We start from the raw sequence: 16,402 nt of genomic DNA on the forward strand, positions 1-16,402 counted from the left end.
ACGAGGATCGGCCTGGTTGCCCAAGCGGAACGGAAAGCAGGACCGTCGATGGGTGGTGCGGGTAAGTTCCGGGGCCATGACTGAACAGGAGTCCGTCAACTGGCTGCCCGGCCCGATCAGGACCGAGCGGCTCGTGCTCCGCGAGCCGGAGGCCCGGGACCGTGCGGCGTTCATCGAGCTGTTCACCTCGCCGGAGGTGGGCGCCTATGTGGGCGGCCCGCGACCGCGCGACGAGTTGGAGCGCGAGTTGCCCGCGACGCCCGAGGGGCGTCCCGGCCTCTTCGTGATCGAACTCGGCGGAGCGATGATCGGCATCATCGAGCTCAACCGACGCGACGCGGCGCGTCGGAGTCAGGTCCGTCCCAATGCCGACGAGGTCGAACTCGGCTATCTGTTCCTGCCGGAGGCCTGGGGGCACGGTTACGCCGCCGAGGCGTGTGCGGCGGCGCTCGGCTGGTTCGCCGACGCGCTTCCCGGCGAGCCGGTGGTGCTCTGCACCCAGACCGCCAACGACCGCTCGATGCGCCTCGCGGCGAAGCTGGGCTTCGCCGAGGTGCGGCGGTACGAGGCGTGGGGTGCCGAACAGTGGATGGGCGTCTGGTCCCCGACCCCGCGACCCGCTTGACCCGGCACCGGGAAGGCGTGCCCGCCCCGGCCGGCCAGGGGGTCATAGGGAGTTGGCCGTGTTCTGGGCCACAACTACCGCTAGCTGTAAGGCAGTTAGGTATCCACCGTTGGTTGCGAGTTCGGCTTCCTGGGGTGGATCAGCCCATTGACAGATGCTTGCGCAGTACCGCCTTCAGCGTGATGGGCTCGCGGCCGAGCAGCTTGGCCAGCGTCGGGTCGACCATGGCGAACTCGCCGGCCCGGCTTGCGGCGAAGATGCCGAGGAGCTGGTCCGCCGTCTCTGCCGGGACGCCCTGGCCCGTCAGCTCCTTCCGGAACTGGTCGTCGGGGGAGGTGGTCCGCGTGATGGTGCGGCCGGTGAGCTCGGCGGTGATCGCGGCTATGTCGTCGAAGGTGAGTGCCTGCCCCGCTGTGAGCGGCGGTGTGGGGCCTTCGAAGCGGCCTTCGTCGGCCAGGATGACGGCCGCAGCCTCGGCGAGGTCGGCGTGCGCGGTCCAGGCGACCGGTCCGTCGGCGGGGAGGGCGAGGGTGCCGGACTCCGGCGCCTGTCCGAGGAAGTGCGCGGCGCTGGTGGCGTAGAAACCGTTGCGCAGCGAGGTGAACGGCACGCCGCAAGCGCGCAGTTCGTCCTCCGTGGCCGCGTGGTCACGGCACGCCTGGAAGTGCGATGTCGCGCCTGCCCCCATCTGGCTGGTGTACAGGACGCGGCGGGCGCCCGCAGAGACGGCCGCCTCGATCGCGGTGCGGTGCTGCTTGACGCACTCCTCGCCCATCTTGTCGACGGAGACGACGAGTACCTGAGAGGCGCCCTCGAAGGCGTGGGCAAGGCCGGCGGGGTCGGTGAAGCTGCCCCGCCTCACGCGTACGCCCCGGTCGGCCAGCGCCTGGGCCTTGTGGGGATCGCGGACGCTGACGCCGACTCGCTCCGCCGGTACGCGCGTGAGCAACCCCTCGACGATCTGCTGCCCCAGCTGTCCGGTGGCTCCAGTCACGATGATCATGATGTGCGCTCCCATGCTTGCGAAGAGGTGTGGTTCCGGTGGAACCTCATCAACGGTATCACCGATAATATCGATGAAATCCATGATGCGCTATCGTTGATTCATGGCATCACGTGCACGCGGGGAAGACGGCGCCCCGACCAGTCGGTCCGAGACTGCGTCTCCAGCTCGGGAGCAGACCCGGCAGCGGGTCATCGAGGCCGCCATCGGCCTCCTGACGAACGAGGGCCGCGACGCGGTCACCACCCGGGCGGTCGCCGACGCGGCCGGCCTTCAGCCGCCCGCCATCTACCGGCTGTTCGGCGACAAGGACGGGCTGCTCGACGCGGTGGCCGAGCACGGCTTCACCGCGTTCCTCGCCACCAAGCGCGTCGACCCCGACCCGCAGGACCCCATCGAGGATCTGAGAGCGGGGTGGGACGTGGCGGCGGAGTTCGGTCTGGCCAACCCCGCCCTGTTCACGTTGATGTACAGCGAACCGTCCAGGGCCGACTCGGCCGCCTTCAGGGCGGGCATGGAGATTCTGCGCGCCAGGATCCGGCGGCTCGCGGCGGGCGGTTGGCTCCGCGTCGACGAGGACCTCGCGGCCCAGATCATCAACGCCACGGCCCGGGGCGCGGTGCTCACCTGGCTGTCCTTGCCCGAAGAGCGGCGCAACCCGGCCCTTCTGACCGCCCTGCGGGAGGCCATGGTCGCCGCGGTCACCAACGAGAAGCCGTCCGTGCGGGCCCCGGGCCCGGCCGGCGCCGCCCGCGCCTTGCGCGCCGCGCTGCCCGACCAGTCGAACCTGAGCGTCGCCGAGCAACATCTGCTGGGGGAGTGGCTGAACCGCCTTGCGGCCGACGGCTGATCACCGACGGCCCGTACGTCCCTCACCCCGGGCCTCGCGAGCGGGCGGTCGGTTCTCCAGGGCGGCAACGGCAAAGGCCAGGAGAGATCTCTCCTGGCCACTCTCAACTTATAGCCCGTTGGGGGGCTTGCCGCAAGGCCCCGGTCAGGGCGCACAATCGTCGGCCGAGGCCACAACCTGCGGAAATGAGGGCACGACGTGCATGTGTTGTTGTCGACGTCTGAGGGGCGCGGTGACGTCGAACCAGCGGTGGGATCGGCCGGGTGCGCTCCGCGCTGGTCGCTCCATCCGCCGGAGGGAAGTCGGCCCGACGCGGAGGCCCGCCCGCCACGAGGCTCGACAGAGCCCGATGCGCCGGTGACTCGACCTGCCACCGCAGTGCGACGGAATACGGCGGCCCCGGAGGTATCGCAGTGAATGAGCAGTACGTGGTGGGTCTCCACGAGGTCGACCAGACACGGGTCGCCGTCGTCGGAGGCAAGGGCGCGCACCTGGGCGGCCTGTCACGGATCGAGGGCGTTCGAGTGCCCGACGGCTTTTGCGTCACCACGGACGCCTTCCGGCGGGTGGTTGCGGAAGAGCCGTCGATGGGCGGTCTGCTCGACGAGTTGTCGGGCTTGAGCCCTGACGACCAGGACGGGATCCGCACGCTCAGCGCACAGATCCGTCGGACCGTCGAAGGGATCGCCATCCCGGACGATCTCGCGGAGGCGATCACCCGCGCGCTCACCCGAATCGGAGAGCGGTCCGCCTACGCGGTGCGTTCCAGCGCGACGGCAGAGGACCTGCCGACAGCGTCCTTCGCCGGTCAGCAGGACACGTACCTGAACGTCATGGGGCCGACTGCGATCCTCCAGCACATCAGCCGGTGCTGGGCCTCGCTCTTCACCGAGCGGGCCGTGACGTATCGCCGGCGGAACGGCATCGACCACGGCTCGGTCCACATGGCTGTCGTCGTGCAGCAGATGGCCTTCCCGCAGGCGTCCGGCATCCTGTTCACGGCCGACCCCGTCACGGGCAACCGGACGGTCGCCACCGTGGACGCCGGATTCGGTCTCGGCGAGGCCCTGGTCTCAGGGCTTGTGAACCCAGACGTCTTCAAGGTGCGCGACGGCGACATCATCGACAAGACGATCGCCGTCAAACAGCGCGCCATCGACGCTCTGCCCGGTGGCGGTACGCGGGAAGTGGCGATCGCGGCCGACCGGCAGGAGCAGCCGGCCCTGACGGATGCGCAGGTCGTGCGGCTCGTACAGCTGGGACGGCGGATCGAAGCCCACTTCGGCCGCCCGCAGGACATCGAATGGTGCCTGGTCGACGACGGTTTCCAGATCGTGCAGAGCAGGCCGATCACGACGCTGTTCCCCATCCCCGAGGCCGACGACGCGGAGAACCACGTCTACGTCTCCGTCGGGCATCAGCAGATGATGACCGACCCCATGAAGCCCCTCGGTCTCTCGGTGTGGCAGCTGACGGCCATGGTGGCGATGCACGAGGCCGGAGGGAGGCTGTTCGTCGACGTCACCCGGCGGCTTGCCTCGCCCGCGAGCCGCGACGGGCTCCTGGACCTCATGGGGAGGGGCGACCCGCTGACCCGGGACGCGTTGGAGACCGTCCTGGACCGTGAGGACTTCCTCCCCACGCTTCCCGACGCCGGCCCCGGCGGGTCGCCGGCCGGCGGTAGGCCCGCTCCGACCGCACCTGCCCAGGGCGAACCCGCCCCGAGCTCCCCGGCCCCTGGGGCAGCCGCTCCGAGCGAGCCCGCTTCCCAGGCCTCAGCTCCGAGCGAGCCCGCTTCCCAGGACTCCGCCCCCAGCGAGGCCGCGCCGAAGTCGCCCGACCCGGCCATCGTCACCGAGCTGATCGAGCGCAACCGGGCGTCCAACGCCGCCTTGGAGCGCGACATCCGGACCAAGACCGGACCGGAGCTGTTCGACTTCCTCCTGGAAGCCTTCGAGGAGCACAAGCGAGTCCTCAGCGACCCGCTGAACATCCAGGCGATCATGGCCGGGATGGAGGCCACGTGGTGGCTCAACGACAAGTTGCACGAGTGGCTGGGCGAGAAGAACGCGGCCGACATACTCACACTGTCCGCCCCCGACAACATCACGTCCGAGATGGGCCTCGCGCTCCTCGACGTCGCCGACGTGATCCGCCCGCACCCGCACGTCGTCGCGTTCCTCCAGGACGTGGAGGACGAGGGCTTCCTGGACGAGTTGGCGAAGCTCGCGGGCGGCGCCGAAGCGCGTGACGCCATCGAGGCCTACCTCGACCGGTACGGCATGCGGTGCGCCGGCGAGATCGACATCACCAGGCCGCGTTGGCGCGAGCGCCCCACCACGCTCGTGCCCGCGATCCTCGACAACGTCAGGAACTTCCAGCCGGGCGCCGCCGGGCGGCGTTTCGAGGAGGGGCGCCAGCGGGCCCTGCGGAAGGAACAGGACGTGCTGGCACGGCTTCGGGCCCTGCCGGACGGAGAGCGGAGGGCCGAAGCCACCAAGCGGATGATCGACCAGGTCCGGGCCTTCATCGGGTACCGGGAGTACCCCAAGTACGGCATCGTGAGCCGCTCCTTCGTCTACAAGCAGGCACTGCTGGGCGAGGCCGAACGCCTGGTGCGGGCCGGTGTGGTTCCCGAGCAGGAGGACGTCTTCTACCTGACGTTCCAGGAGTTTCGGGACGCGGTCCGCTCGAACCGGGTGGACGGCGGGCTCATCCAGCAGCGCAAGGAAGCGTTCCGGGCCCACCAGGCGCTCACGCCTCCCCGGGTGCTCACCTCCGACGGCGAGGCCGTCACCGGGTCCTACCGCCGCGACGACGCACCGGCCGGCGCCTTGATCGGCCTGCCGGTCTCCGCCGGGACCGTCGAGGGCAGGGCCCGAGTCATCCTGGACATGGCGGATGCCGATCTCGAAGCGGGCGACATCCTGGTCACGACTTTCACCGACCCCAGCTGGTCACCGCTCTTCGTCGGAATCGCCGGTCTGGTGACGGAGGTGGGGGGACTGATGACGCACGGCGCGGTGATCGCCCGGGAGTACGGCTTGCCGGCCGTCGTGGGCGTGGACCGGGCCACCCGGCTGATCCGGGACGGTCAGCGGATCCGCGTGCACGGGACCGAGGGGTACATCGAGATCCTGTCCTGACCACCCGCTGGCGACCTAGGGCCCGTCCGTAGTCGCCGCGCTCTCCGACCGGACGGCGCCTGCCAGTTGACGAGTCGGTGACCACTCTTCGAGTTGGTGACCACTCGTCGGCGCCGACCGCCGACGAGTGGTCCGGCGGGCGATTCTGGGCGAAGGTCTCAGGTGCGGGGGCGGGCGCGGCGGATACGGATCGGGCCGCGAGCAGTTGCCGGCTCGACCGGGCGGCCGCCCTGGGTGATTTCCACTTCGCCCGCCGCGACAAGCCGCCGGGCTGCGCGCCGGGCCGGCTCCATGAGCGTGCGCCAGCCGTCGTCGGCCCCCTCGTAGACAGCCCGCGCCGCGTCGGAGGGGCAGATCGAGGCGTCCGGGCTCCGAGCGTCCAGCAGCTCAAGGATGGCTCGCTCCAGGCGCCCGTCCGTCCCCGGTTCGATGTCCGTCACTCGTCCAGTTTCACACCGGCGATCGCAGCCGCAAACGCATCGGGCTCACGCCGGTGCCGCATAGGGCGTAGGTGCCTCCGCAGGGTTGCCGCCGTTCAGCGAGGGCGGCGGTATTGCAGCCCGATGATGCCGTTGTCGAACGGGGTGCTGGAGACCAGGTCGAGACGGTACGACTCGGGTACGTCGTCGAAGAGCCGGGTGCCCTCGCCCGCAACGTAGGGATGCAGGTCGAGGCGGAACTCGTCGATCAGGTCGAGCCGCATGAGCGACCGCCAGAGGCTGACGCCGCCCCAGACGACGATGTGGCCTTCGCCGCCCTGCCTGAGCTTGTTGATCTCCTCTGCCGTTTCACCGGCGGCGATGGTGGTGTTGCCCCAATCGACGGTCTTCAGGGTCCGGGAGAAGACGACCTTCCGTCCGGCATTCATGAGGTCGGAGAAAGGGTGGTCGGGGGCCGCGGGCAGGGCCTTCGACATGCCCTCGTAGGCGTTGCGGCCCATGAGGTGGGCGTACGCACTTCGGAAGACGTCGAGCTTCTGCGCCAGCTCCGCCTGGTCGGGAGGCAGGCCGAAGCAGAAGTCCCAGTACTCAGTGCCTTCGTCGGCGAGAAGGCCGTCGAGCGAGTACATGAACGCCCACGCAATCAGTTTCCGCATGGTCAGAACCCCACAACAGGCTTGAGCGAGCAATGGCTGAGGTCAGTTGACCACGAATGGCGACGGCATTCATGACTATCCGTCACATGTTTTGCGTACAGCGATAGTTGGTGGCCGCGCTGCACAGGGGTTGGCCGCGCAGGGGTGCGCCCACCTGGCACGGCTGACCCTTCGCGCACATGTGCTCGTGGAGACGGGGCGGACCCCCGACCTATCGTGCTTACCGGCTGTTCGTCGGTTCGGCGTCGAAGGAGGCCGCTCATGGCCAATGCGTTTCAGGAGCTCAAGCTCAAGGGAATGTTCGCCGCGTTCGACGCGGACGGCGACGGATATCTGCGCGAGGAGGATTTCGTCGCCCTCGTCGCCCGCTGGTCTCGACTGCCGGCTGTGGGCCCGGGGACGGAGCTGCGCGCCAGAGTCGAGGCTTTGCTGATGGGGTGGTGGGCGGCACTGCTGGACGCGGGGGACGCCGACGGCGACGGCAGCGTCGACATGGACGAACTGCTCTCCCTCGTGGACCGGCTGCCCACGATGATCGCGGAGGTCACCGCGACCGCCGACACCGTCTTCGACGCCGTGGACGCCAACGGCGACGGCCGCATCTCCCCGGACGAACACCGCATGCTCGTCGAGACCTGGAACGGTCAGCCCGTCGACATGACGGGCGTCTTTGAGAGGCTCGACCTCAATGGCGACGGTCACCTCAGCCGCGAGGAGTTCGCGCTGCTGTGGCGTCAGTTCTGGATCAGCGACGCACCGGAGGACCCGGGCAACTGGCTCTGCGGCCGTATCCCCGGCCAACGAGGCGTATCGGACGCCTAGGACTTGTCCGGCCGATCCTGTACCTCTCCTCGTCGAAGCCCGATGGTCGTCCGCCGCGTGAGGCCTCGCGCAAACGGGTGGCCCGGCTGTCGGTCTTCTTGTGCGGAGTCATCTGCCACAACGCCTGTTGCGGACCGGCGGGAACGGCCGCGGCCGTTCCCGCTCGCATCCGTCAGAGCACCCCGCCCCACGCCCCCGTGGAGGACACGAAAGGCGCCCGACAACGGCCGCCTAGTAGCCGCACTTCTGCAGGCCCGCCCGGATTCCGGCCTCGCCGTCCACGTAGGGGGCGTAGGTCCACGCGTAGATGTGTAGCGAGTACCCGAGGTGGTTGTAGTACTCGGTCTTCGTGTGGTACCAGCGGTTGCCCTGGTCCAGCATCTTTCCCTTGTCGCTCCAGCAGTCGACTTCGATCCCGTCCGTGACGCTCGGATTCGCGTTGTAGATGAGGTCCTGCTGAGTGGCCTTGTCGGCGTTGTCGATGACGTTGTAGTCGTTGTACAACCCCACGTTGTGTCCGGTGGTCAAGTGGATCCCCAGATCCGTGATGGCCGCGTTCGCCGGGGTGGCGGCCAACACCCCGCCCGTGGCTATGGCGCTTACCAGCGCAGTGGTGGCATGAGACTCGGCCGGGTGGTGCCAGGCGCTCTCCGCCCCGGCGACCCCAAGGGGGGCCGCGATACGCGGAGGCTGTTGAGTGTGGCCATGGACGGCTTCGAGATCGATGAGAGCTTGGTGCGCTCCCTGCTGCGTGACCAGCATCCGGACCTGGGTGAACTGGAACTGCGGGAGGTCGACGGCGGCTGGGACAACCAACTGTGGCGACTCGGGGAGGAGTTGGCCGTGCGCATGCCTCGCACTGAGCGTGCGCCGGACCTCCTGCGCAAGGAGCACCGCTGGTTGCCCGGTCTGGCCGCGCGCCTTCCGCTCCCGGTCCCGACGCCGCTGCGGATCGGCGAAGTGTCCGTGCGCTTTCCGCGGCCGTGGACCATCGCGACGTGGGTGCCCGGCGAGCCGGCCGACCGCGTCCCGATCAGTGACGCCCGTGGAGCCGATGCCTTGGCGGGGTTCCTCCGGGCGCTTCATACGGAGGCACCCACCGGGGCGCCCGTCAGTACGGATCGCGGTGTGCCCCTTGAGCGCCTCACGGACGGCTTCGAAAAGGGACTCGCGGAAGTCGCCTCCCAAGGCGCCGCCGCTGAGCTCCGGCATGTCCGGGCCATCTGGGACGAGGCCCTCGCGGCTCCCCGATGGGAGGGACCGCGCGTATGGCTGCACGGCGACCTGCATCCGGCGAATGTCGTCGTCTCGGAGGGGACGCTCTCCGGCGTGATCGACTTCGGCGACATGTGTGTCGGCGACCCCGCGGTCGATCTCGCTGCGGCGTGGGTGCTGCTCCCGACGGGGGCGGCCGCACGGTTCTTCGACGCGTACGCGCAGGCGGATCCGGCGATGATCCGGCGCGCGGGTGGGTTGGCGGCGCTGAAATGTCTCTTCCTCATTCTCGTCGGGAGGGCCGGGGATCGTGGCCTGCCCGGCGGTAAGCCCGCGTGGGGACCCGCGGGCCGGGCGGCGCTCCGTCGCGTTCTGGCACCTCTGTAGGGGCCGGAAGGTGCGCTGGTGCGGAGTTCGCGCCCGGCCCGGTCCAACCCGTGCCGGTGCCGCCCGCTCGCACACCCTCAACCCGTCACCGGCTCCAGTCGCAAACGGCGCGTCGGCCATGGTGGAGGCTCGGCTTGGCCGAACCAGAGGCGGGCGTCCTCCCCGGTGCGGACGGGCAGAAGGGGGTAGTCGTTCTCGGCGTGTTCGGTGCTGTGCAGCGCATGAGTGGGTGTCAGGTGCTGGGCCGCGTACGTGTCGAAGGACCGGGTGTCGGAGGGGTGGCACACGGTCGCCGACACCTCGCGGAGGCCAGGATCCGCCGTGAAGCCGGGGCCGCGCAGGAGCAGGACGTCGTCGCTGTCGAGCATGGTCGCGTTGGCCGCGTCGCGGTGCCGTCGCCAGACCGGGCCCGTGTAGAAGGCCTCCAGTGCGAGCCTGCGGCGTCTCATGTCCGGAAAGCCGCGCAGCCAGACGAACCGGGCGGGATCATCGAGGTCGCGGAAGCGGCCGCCGACGGTGATGCCCGCCGCCTGCTGTCCGGTGATGAACTCGCGCTCGAACAGCTCGATCAGCGTCTCCCGGGCGCCGGGGCGCAGGGTGTACTGCCGGAACTCGACGATGCTCATGCCCCGGTCCGAACCGCAGGGTCCAGACGGCCGGTGCGGCTGTCCGACCGGTGGATCGACCAGAGCTTCGTCTCCTGGTCGAAGAGCCGAAGGGTCGCGCCCTGGCGGCCGAGGGTGGGGAAGGTGATCTCGTCGATGTCGCCGGCCCCGCCGAACAGCGGCTGTACCACCGCCCTGCCGGGGAACTCCACCCAGGCGTCATGGCCCGGGCCTAGCGGTGTGGTGAGACGGCGGCCGGCCACGTCCCAGAAGCCGTGCAGGAAGTCGAAGTCGTTCATGGGCCGCAGGCTAGGGCCGCTTCACTGACATCAAGTGTCAGTGAATACTGGGTGGCATGCGTGCGAGCCGCCTTGTCACCCTGCTTCTGCTGCTCCAGAACCGGGGCCGGATGACGGCCCGGCAACTGGCCGACGAGCTCGAGGTCTCCGTGCGCACGGTCTACCGGGACGTCGAGGCGCTCGGGGCGGCCGGCATCCCGCTGTACGGCGACGCCGGGCACGCGGGCGGCTACCGCCTTGTCGACGGGTTCCGCACCCGGCTGACCGGGCTGACGGCGGACGAGGCGCAGGCCGCGTTCCTCGCCGCACTGCCAGGTGCCGCGGCCGAGCTCGGCCTCGGCGAGGCGCTCGCGACCGCGCGACTCAAGCTGCGGGCAGCCCTCCCGGCGGAGCTGCGGGAGCACGCCGGACGGATCCAGGAGCGCTTCCTGCTCGACGCCCCCGGCTGGTACGGGGAGGCCGACCGCACCCCGCATCTGACTGCGGTCGCCGGGGCGGTGTGGGCTCGGCGGGCGGTGGTTCTGCGCTACCGGCGGTGGCGGGCGCCGGAGGAGATCGAGCGACGGGTGGAGCCGTACGGGCTGGTGCTCAAGGCCGGTCGCTGGTACCTCGTCGCCTCAGGGCCCTCCGGGATCCGCACGTACCGGGTCGACCAGATCGTCCAACTCGGGCTGCTGGAGGACGAGTTCGATGTCCCGGACGGGTTCGACCTGGTCGCATACTGGAAGGGCTACCTGGCCGACTTCCGAGCCAGGCTGCACACCGGGGAGGCGCTGGTGAGGCTCACCGAGGAGGGGGCCCGCCGTCTCGGTGTGACGCCGGCGGGCGGCGGGTGGACGCGAGCCCGGGTGCCCATTGAGTCGATCGACCACGCTCTGGGGGAGTTCCTGCGACTCGGCACCGACATCGAGGTGATCGAGCCGGCCGAACTCCGGGCTCGGATGGCCGAGACGGTCCGGTCCCTGGCCAACCGCTACGACAGCTGACGACCGTCCGGCGGACCGGCCCGGCTCGCCGGACATCAGGTCGTGGCCACCGTGCGCGACCCGCAGGTGCCGTTGTGCCCACGGCGGCCGGACGTGTGCCTCACGGAGACTGCTCGTGCCGGACGACCGCGGCCATCAGGTCGTGGAGGGCGTCGTTGTCGGAGTCGGCCCGGTGGGCCTCGACACCCTCGAAGGTGGCGGTCTCGGCGCTGCGGGGGAACATGGCCTGCTCGTACGCGATGAGAGCGGCCTCGGTGTCATTGCGATGTGCGGCGAGGGCCGCGCCGAGGTCGGCGCCGTCCAGCATCGCCAGATTGGCGCCCTCACCGTTGGGGGCCGAGAGGTGTGCGGCGTCCCCGAGCAGGGTGACCCCGGGCACCCGCTCCCATCGGAGCCCCGTCGGCAGGGTGTGGAGAGGGCGCAGGACGGGGGCGATGTCGGTCTCGGTGATCAGGGCGGTGAGCTCCGGCGCCCAGTCGGCGAATTCCTTCGCGATCCGCTCCGTGGACGCGGCGCCATCGTGGAAGTCGATGGCCGCGAACCACGATTCCGGCTCGGCCAGTCCCAGGTAGGCGTGGAGTGTGTCGCCCTTCTCCCGGTGGGCGAAGATCTCCCTGCCCGGCCTGGTGGCGATCATCGACCCGCCGCCGACCGTCGCCGCGACGGCCGGGTGCCGGGTATCGGCGTCGAACAGATAGGTGTCGACGACCGACTTGCCGGTGTACTCGGGGGTGACGTCGGACAGCAGGGGCCGGACACGTGACCACGCGCCGTCCGCGCCGACCAGCAGAGGGGTGACGACCGTGCTGCCGTCGGCGAATCTCACCTCGTGGCGTCCGTCGCCGAGGGTGCGCGCGCTCCTGACCTTGTGGCCCCATCGCACGGTGCCGGCCGGGAGCGAGTCGAGCAGCATCTGGCGCAGCTCACCGCGCTGCACCTCGGGTCGGCCGCCCGTGCCGTCGTCGGCCTGGTCGAACAGGACGGTCCCGTCCGGATCGAGGACGCGCATGGCTTGCCGTCCCTCCAGGATGAGCTCACGGAACTCATCCATCAACTCAGCTGCCTCCAGCGCGAGTTGGCCGTTGTAGTCGTGGATGTCGAGCATCCCTCCCTGTGAGCGTGCGGCCGGGGAGGGCTCCGCCTCGTAAACCGTGGCGGCTATGGAGTGGAGGTGCAGGACGCGGGCCAGTGTGAGGCCGCCGAGCCCTGCGCCGATGATCGTGACGTCGGTGGTCATGGGGTTTCCTTCTGAGCCGGGGACCCTTGATCGACGCCCGGCGGGTGTCACGCCGGGAGCGCCGTTCCAGCGAGTCGGGACGGTGGGGTGTCGGGCGCCGCGGCCGTCGTCGGCCCGGCTCCAACGAGATCCAATGTCCCCTCGGCCACCGACAGTTCGCCGACAAGTCACCGACCATCGCCGACAACCCCCTGACACGGCCCGGCCCCCCCCGGCCCTGCGGGGGCGGAGACGGTCGAGGGCGGGGCGGTCAGCCGCCGGTCCTGCGAGGCGCGCCGGCGGGGGAGTGGTGCCGATCCACGATGGCCGCGACGATCGTCATCAGGCGGTCTCCCACCCGGTCGATGCTCCCGTTCTGCGTACTGACCTGCGCGCCTTCGAGTACGAAGGTGATCTCCGCCGCGACCTGTTCGGGATCGTCGAGGCCGGCCTTGGTGCACAGGCCGACAAGTCGACGAGTCTGGCGCGCCTTGTGCCGCTCGATCACCTGGCGGGCCGGATGGGAGCGGTCGGGCAGTTCCGCAAGGGAGTTGATGAACGGGCACCCCCGGTGCGAAAGCGTCGGAAGCCCTTCGGCGATGAAACGGGCCACGCCCAGGATCTGCTCCCTGGGGCGGCCGGGGTGCTCGGTCTCGACCCGGTCGAACGCCGCCTGGTAGTCGGCGGCGACGATCCGCAGCCACTCCGCGACCAGTGCGTCCTTGGTCTCGAAGTGTCGGTAGATCGCCATCTTCGTGGTCTCGGCCTTCTCGGCGATCGCCTGAACTCCCACCCGCAGGATTCCCTCGCTCTGGAAGAGCTCCTCGGCCGCGTCGAGGATGCGCTCGCGCGGCGGCAGTTTCGCCACCCTGCTCGGCCTTCTGGCGGTCGATGCCATGACTGCTGCTCCGTGAGGTCCGGTCGGTTGCGGGGCTCTGACTTCCTGCTACGGTACCAGCCCGGCCCGAACGATACCGATCGGTATCGAACGGGTCTCATCGGTATTGTTCCAATCCCTGGGAGAGACAGTGGAAATCAGCGAGTACGTGAGCTTCGACGCGGTCGGCCTCGCCGATCTGGTCGCCAAGGGGGAGGTGAGCCCGGCGGAGCTCCAGCTGGTAGCCCGTGCGGCCGCACGGGCGGTCGAGCCGCGGATCAACGCGATCGCGGAGACCTGGACGCCCGACGACGAGCCCCGCCCGGGCGCCGCGCCGCTGGCCGGGGTCCCCTTCCTGATCAAGGACCTCGCGGTCGCCATGGCCGGGCGGCGCATGGAGATGGGCAGCCGGCTCGCGGCCGGTCACGTCTCCGTCGCGGACTCCTTCTTGATGGCGCGCTTCCGCCGCGCCGGCCTCGTGACCTTCGGGCGGACCACCACCCCGGAAATGGCCTACAACACCACCACGGAAACGGAGTTGTACGGCACGACCCGCAACCCGTGGGACTTGGACCGCAGCGCGGGCGGCTCCAGCGGGGGCGCGGGCGCCGCCGTCGCCGCCGGTGTCGTGCCGGTCGCGCACGCCACCGACGCCGCCGGTTCGATCCGCATACCGGCTTCGTACAACGGCCTCTTCGGTCTGAAGCCCACCCGAGGCAGGGTCTCCGTGGGGCCGTTCGCCGACGAGATCTTCAACGGCCTTGCCGTGCACGGCAGCGTGAGCCGCACGGTACGGGACAGTGCGGTGCTGCTCGACCAGATGCGCGGCCCCGAGCCGGGCGACCCGTACGTCGCGCCGGAGCCGCCCCGGCCCTACGCACGAGAAGTCACCCGGCCCCCGGGCTCCCTGCGGATCGGCGTCCTCGCGCAGGGGTGGGGTGGACACCGCACCACCGCGCCCGTATCGGAAGCCCTCTCGCGCACCGTGCGGCTGCTGGAATCCCTCGGCCACCGCGTGGAGGAGGCTGAGATCCAACTGGGCGCGGAATGGGAGGAGTTCCTGCTGGCCAACGCCCGCCAGTGGACGGCGAACCTGACGGCCTCGATCGACGAGCTGGCCGAAGCCCTCGGCCGTCCCGTCGACTCCACCACCCTCGAACCGTCGACCCTGGCCAGCTACCACTACGGGCGGCGGGTCACCGGCGCCGAGTTGGTGACCGCGCTCGCGATCCGCAACCGGGTCGCGCGGAGCATGGCGGCGCACTTCGACGCGTACGACGTCCTGCTCACCCCCACCGTGCCGGATCTGCCCGTACCCCTGGGCACCCACACCCGGGGAGTGGAGGCGATGGACGGCCTCGACTGGCTTCGCCGCCTCTTCGACCTGTCGCCGTTCACCGCGGTGTTCAACGTGACGGGTACGCCGGCCATGTCCGTGCCCTTGACGGCGGACGCCGAGACCGGGCTCCCGATCGGCATGCAGTTCGCGGCGGGCTACGGACTGGAGGGCCGCCTCTTCCGTCTCGCGGGCCAACTCGAAGAGGCGAGCCCGTGGGCGGGACGGATCCCCTCGGTGTGGGCGGGAAGCGTGACGGACGGCTGAGCGGCCCGCCCGGCCCGCCCCGTTGTCGGTGACCTGTCGGAGGGGGCCGGCGGCTTGTCGGGCCGGTGTCGGCGGGGACTGGCACCTTTCGAGAGGTCCGGCCGGGCGACCGCCCGGCGGCGACTTCGGTAAGGGGATGTCTCATGCACGACGTGGTGATCGTGGGCGCGGGCCCGGTCGGCCTCTTCCTCGCCTGCGAGCTCGGCCTCGCGGGCTGTTCCGTACTGGTGCTGGAGAAGGAGTCGGAGCCGGACTCGCCGTGGCGGACGGAACCACTGGGCATTCGCGGCCTGTTCGGCTTCTCGGTCGGGGCGTTCTACCGGCGCGGTCTGCTGGACGAGCTGATGTCGGCGTCCTTCGTCCTCGACGGGCCCGGCACCCCCACCTCATCTGATGGGTCGTCACAACCGCGGATGGTGGGCCACTTCGCCGGCATGGTGCTCGATCCGGCCAAGGTCGACACGGCCGCCCTGCCCTTCCGGCTGCCCGGCCCGGCCCCGGACTTCACCATGATCAGCCTTCAGGCGGTCGAGTCGCTGCTGTCCGAGCGAGCGGCCGAACTGGGCGTCGACATCCGGCGCGGCGTCACCGTGGACGCGGTCACACAGGACGACGACCACGTCGTCGTGTCCTCGGGCGAAGCCGGCTTCGAGGCGCGCTGGGCCGTCGGCTGCGACGGAGGCCGGAGCGCGGTGCGACGTCTCGCGGGCTTCGAATTCGCGGGCACCGAACCGGAGTTCACCGGATACACCGTCATCGGCACGCTCGCCGATCCGGAGAAGCTGCGCCCCGGGATCAACCTGACGCCGACCGGCATGTACATCCGGATGGCCATCGACGGACACCTCGCCATGATGGACTTCGACGGCGGCGCCTTCGACCGCACGCGCCGACCGACCCGCGAACACCTTCAGGCGGTGCTGCGCCGGGTGTCGGGCGCCGACGTCACCCTGAGCGACGTCCGCCTCGCCTCCACCTTCACCGACCGGGCCAAGCAGGCGACGACCTACCGGCGCGGGCGCGTCCTGCTCGCGGGCGACGCGGCTCACATCCACTCGCCGCTCGGCGGTCAGGGCCTCAACACCGGGATGGGCGACGCCGTGAACCTGGGCTGGAAACTCGCGGCGACCGCGCGGGGGCACGCGCCGGACGGACTCCTCGACACCTATGGCCAGGAGCGCCGTCCGGTCGGAGCCCAGGTGCTCGACTGGTCGCGCGCCCAGGTGTCGATCATGAGGCCGGACCGGCACGGCCAGGCCATCCAGGGCGTGGTCCGCGACCTGCTCGGCACCCGCGACGGGACGACGTACGTCTTCGAGAAGGTGTCGGGGTCGTCGATCCGCTACGACCTCGGCGACGCGCATCCGCTGGTGGGCCGCAACGCACCCAACTTCCGCCTGGGGGAGGGGACTTGTCTCGGTGAGCTGATGCGGGACGGGCTGGGTGTCGTCCTCGACTTCAGTTCCGACCGCCGCCTGAGCGGCCCGGCGGCGGGCTGGCGGAACCGGCTGCGTTACGCGGCCGGGACGCCGGCGGACGACCTCGGGCTGGGTGCGCTGCTGGTCCGCCCGGACGGCACCGTCGCCTGGGCGGGCGACCACGGCTTCGCCGCCGCCGGGTTCGAAAGCGCGGCCTCCCGGTGGTTCGGCGGCGCGCGGTCCTGACCTCTCAG

At 70.4% G+C, this 16,402-nt stretch carries 16 protein-coding genes; 8 read left to right on the forward strand and 8 right to left on the reverse strand.

The window, feature by feature from the left end; translation table 11 throughout:
* Positions 1–76 precede the first annotated feature (76 nt).
* A complete protein-coding gene (locus ACFYZA_RS05090) occupies positions 77–625 on the forward strand; it encodes a GNAT family N-acetyltransferase (RefSeq protein ID WP_388487301.1) in 549 nt (182 codons plus the stop codon).
* 139 nt (positions 626–764) lie between these two features.
* Here ACFYZA_RS05090 and ACFYZA_RS05095 read toward each other — a convergent pair whose 3' ends face one another.
* The gene (locus ACFYZA_RS05095) at positions 765–1,628 is read right to left on the reverse strand and encodes an SDR family oxidoreductase (RefSeq protein WP_388487303.1); all 864 of its coding nucleotides are present in this window, start codon (positions 1,626–1,628) and stop codon (positions 765–767) included.
* A gap of 103 nt (positions 1,629–1,731) precedes the next feature.
* Here ACFYZA_RS05095 and ACFYZA_RS05100 point away from each other — a divergent pair, with 103 nt between their 5' ends.
* Positions 1,732–2,478, forward strand: coding sequence for a TetR/AcrR family transcriptional regulator (locus ACFYZA_RS05100; protein ID WP_388487305.1), 747 nt, complete (start codon positions 1,732–1,734; stop codon positions 2,476–2,478).
* Positions 2,479–2,891: 413 nt separating this feature from the next.
* On the forward strand, positions 2,892–5,624 hold the full coding sequence (locus tag ACFYZA_RS05105; RefSeq protein WP_388487306.1) for a PEP/pyruvate-binding domain-containing protein: 2,733 nt from the start codon (positions 2,892–2,894) through the stop codon (positions 5,622–5,624).
* Between the two features lie 158 nt (positions 5,625–5,782).
* Here ACFYZA_RS05105 and ACFYZA_RS05110 read toward each other — a convergent pair whose 3' ends face one another.
* Positions 5,783–6,064: a DUF3253 domain-containing protein gene (locus tag ACFYZA_RS05110; RefSeq protein ID WP_388487309.1), complete on the reverse strand. Its 282-nt coding sequence runs from the start codon at positions 6,062–6,064 to the stop codon at positions 5,783–5,785.
* A gap of 95 nt (positions 6,065–6,159) precedes the next feature.
* The gene (locus tag ACFYZA_RS05115) at positions 6,160–6,720 is read right to left on the reverse strand and encodes a dihydrofolate reductase family protein (RefSeq protein ID WP_388487310.1); all 561 of its coding nucleotides are present in this window, start codon (positions 6,718–6,720) and stop codon (positions 6,160–6,162) included.
* Between the two features lie 261 nt (positions 6,721–6,981).
* Between ACFYZA_RS05115 and ACFYZA_RS05120 the strand changes: the two genes are divergently transcribed.
* A complete protein-coding gene (locus tag ACFYZA_RS05120) occupies positions 6,982–7,542 on the forward strand; it encodes an EF-hand domain-containing protein (RefSeq protein WP_388487313.1) in 561 nt (186 codons plus the stop codon).
* A 231-nt stretch (positions 7,543–7,773) separates the two neighbouring features.
* On the opposite strand, the gene ACFYZA_RS05125 is transcribed toward ACFYZA_RS05120, so the two are convergent.
* Positions 7,774–8,121, reverse strand: a complete 348-nt coding sequence (locus tag ACFYZA_RS05125; protein WP_388487315.1) for a hypothetical protein — start codon at positions 8,119–8,121, stop codon at positions 7,774–7,776.
* A 126-nt stretch (positions 8,122–8,247) separates the two neighbouring features.
* Here ACFYZA_RS05125 and ACFYZA_RS05130 point away from each other — a divergent pair, with 126 nt between their 5' ends.
* Positions 8,248–9,144, forward strand: a complete 897-nt coding sequence (locus tag ACFYZA_RS05130) for an aminoglycoside phosphotransferase family protein (protein ID WP_388487317.1) — start codon at positions 8,248–8,250, stop codon at positions 9,142–9,144.
* A 77-nt stretch (positions 9,145–9,221) separates the two neighbouring features.
* Here ACFYZA_RS05130 and ACFYZA_RS05135 read toward each other — a convergent pair whose 3' ends face one another.
* Together ACFYZA_RS05135 and ACFYZA_RS05140 are read right to left on the reverse strand one after the other, a co-directional pair.
* Positions 9,222–9,770 carry an NIPSNAP family protein gene (locus tag ACFYZA_RS05135; RefSeq protein ID WP_388487320.1) on the reverse strand — a complete coding sequence of 183 codons (549 nt, stop codon included), beginning with the start codon at positions 9,768–9,770 and terminating at the stop codon, positions 9,222–9,224.
* Positions 9,767–10,048, reverse strand: a complete 282-nt coding sequence (locus tag ACFYZA_RS05140) for a hypothetical protein (protein ID WP_388487322.1) — start codon at positions 10,046–10,048, stop codon at positions 9,767–9,769. The genes ACFYZA_RS05135 and ACFYZA_RS05140 overlap by 4 nt, the downstream gene beginning before the upstream one ends.
* 56 nt (positions 10,049–10,104) lie before the next feature.
* Here ACFYZA_RS05140 and ACFYZA_RS05145 point away from each other — a divergent pair, with 56 nt between their 5' ends.
* Complete coding sequence (locus ACFYZA_RS05145) at positions 10,105–11,034, forward strand: helix-turn-helix transcriptional regulator (RefSeq protein ID WP_388487325.1); 930 nt, start codon at positions 10,105–10,107, stop codon at positions 11,032–11,034.
* A gap of 100 nt (positions 11,035–11,134) precedes the next feature.
* On the opposite strand, the gene ACFYZA_RS05150 is transcribed toward ACFYZA_RS05145, so the two are convergent.
* Entirely contained in the window at positions 11,135–12,271 is a 1,137-nt protein-coding gene (locus tag ACFYZA_RS05150; protein WP_388487327.1) for an FAD-dependent oxidoreductase, read from the reverse strand.
* Positions 12,272–12,521: 250 nt separating this feature from the next.
* Positions 12,522–13,148 (reverse strand): TetR/AcrR family transcriptional regulator, encoded by a 627-nt coding sequence (locus tag ACFYZA_RS05155; protein WP_388487329.1) that lies wholly within the window; start codon positions 13,146–13,148, stop codon positions 12,522–12,524.
* Between the two features lie 130 nt (positions 13,149–13,278).
* Here ACFYZA_RS05155 and ACFYZA_RS05160 point away from each other — a divergent pair, with 130 nt between their 5' ends.
* Complete coding sequence (locus ACFYZA_RS05160; RefSeq protein ID WP_388487331.1) at positions 13,279–14,730, forward strand: amidase; 1,452 nt, start codon at positions 13,279–13,281, stop codon at positions 14,728–14,730.
* 143 nt (positions 14,731–14,873) lie between these two features.
* The gene (locus tag ACFYZA_RS05165; protein ID WP_388487334.1) at positions 14,874–16,394 is read left to right on the forward strand and encodes an FAD-dependent monooxygenase; all 1,521 of its coding nucleotides are present in this window, start codon (positions 14,874–14,876) and stop codon (positions 16,392–16,394) included.
* The last annotated feature ends 8 nt before the right edge of the window (positions 16,395–16,402 follow it).

Source organism: Streptomyces sp. NPDC001828, from assembly GCF_042892175.1.
In the GTDB taxonomy this organism is placed as follows: Bacteria; Actinomycetota; Actinomycetes; order Streptomycetales; family Streptomycetaceae; genus Streptomyces.

Bases quoted from the DNA above. Each gene is read 5' to 3' on its own strand.
- ACFYZA_RS05090 (WP_388487301.1), top strand. From the start codon at position 77: ATGACTGAACAGGAGTCCGTCAACTGGCTGCCCGGCCCGATCAGGACC.
- ACFYZA_RS05095 (WP_388487303.1), bottom strand. From the start codon at position 1,628: ATGATCATCGTGACTGGAGCCACCGGACAGCTGGGGCAGCAGATCGTC.
- ACFYZA_RS05100 (WP_388487305.1), top strand. From the start codon at position 1,732: ATGGCATCACGTGCACGCGGGGAAGACGGCGCCCCGACCAGTCGGTCC.
- ACFYZA_RS05115 (WP_388487310.1), bottom strand. From the start codon at position 6,720: ATGCGGAAACTGATTGCGTGGGCGTTCATGTACTCGCTCGACGGCCTT.
- ACFYZA_RS05120 (WP_388487313.1), top strand. From the start codon at position 6,982: ATGGCCAATGCGTTTCAGGAGCTCAAGCTCAAGGGAATGTTCGCCGCG.
- ACFYZA_RS05130 (WP_388487317.1), top strand. From the start codon at position 8,248: ATGGACGGCTTCGAGATCGATGAGAGCTTGGTGCGCTCCCTGCTGCGT.
- ACFYZA_RS05135 (WP_388487320.1), bottom strand. From the start codon at position 9,770: ATGAGCATCGTCGAGTTCCGGCAGTACACCCTGCGCCCCGGCGCCCGG.
- ACFYZA_RS05140 (WP_388487322.1), bottom strand. From the start codon at position 10,048: ATGAACGACTTCGACTTCCTGCACGGCTTCTGGGACGTGGCCGGCCGC.
- ACFYZA_RS05145 (WP_388487325.1), top strand. From the start codon at position 10,105: ATGCGTGCGAGCCGCCTTGTCACCCTGCTTCTGCTGCTCCAGAACCGG.
- ACFYZA_RS05150 (WP_388487327.1), bottom strand. From the start codon at position 12,271: ATGACCACCGACGTCACGATCATCGGCGCAGGGCTCGGCGGCCTCACA.
- ACFYZA_RS05155 (WP_388487329.1), bottom strand. From the start codon at position 13,148: ATGGCATCGACCGCCAGAAGGCCGAGCAGGGTGGCGAAACTGCCGCCG.
- ACFYZA_RS05165 (WP_388487334.1), top strand. From the start codon at position 14,874: ATGCACGACGTGGTGATCGTGGGCGCGGGCCCGGTCGGCCTCTTCCTC.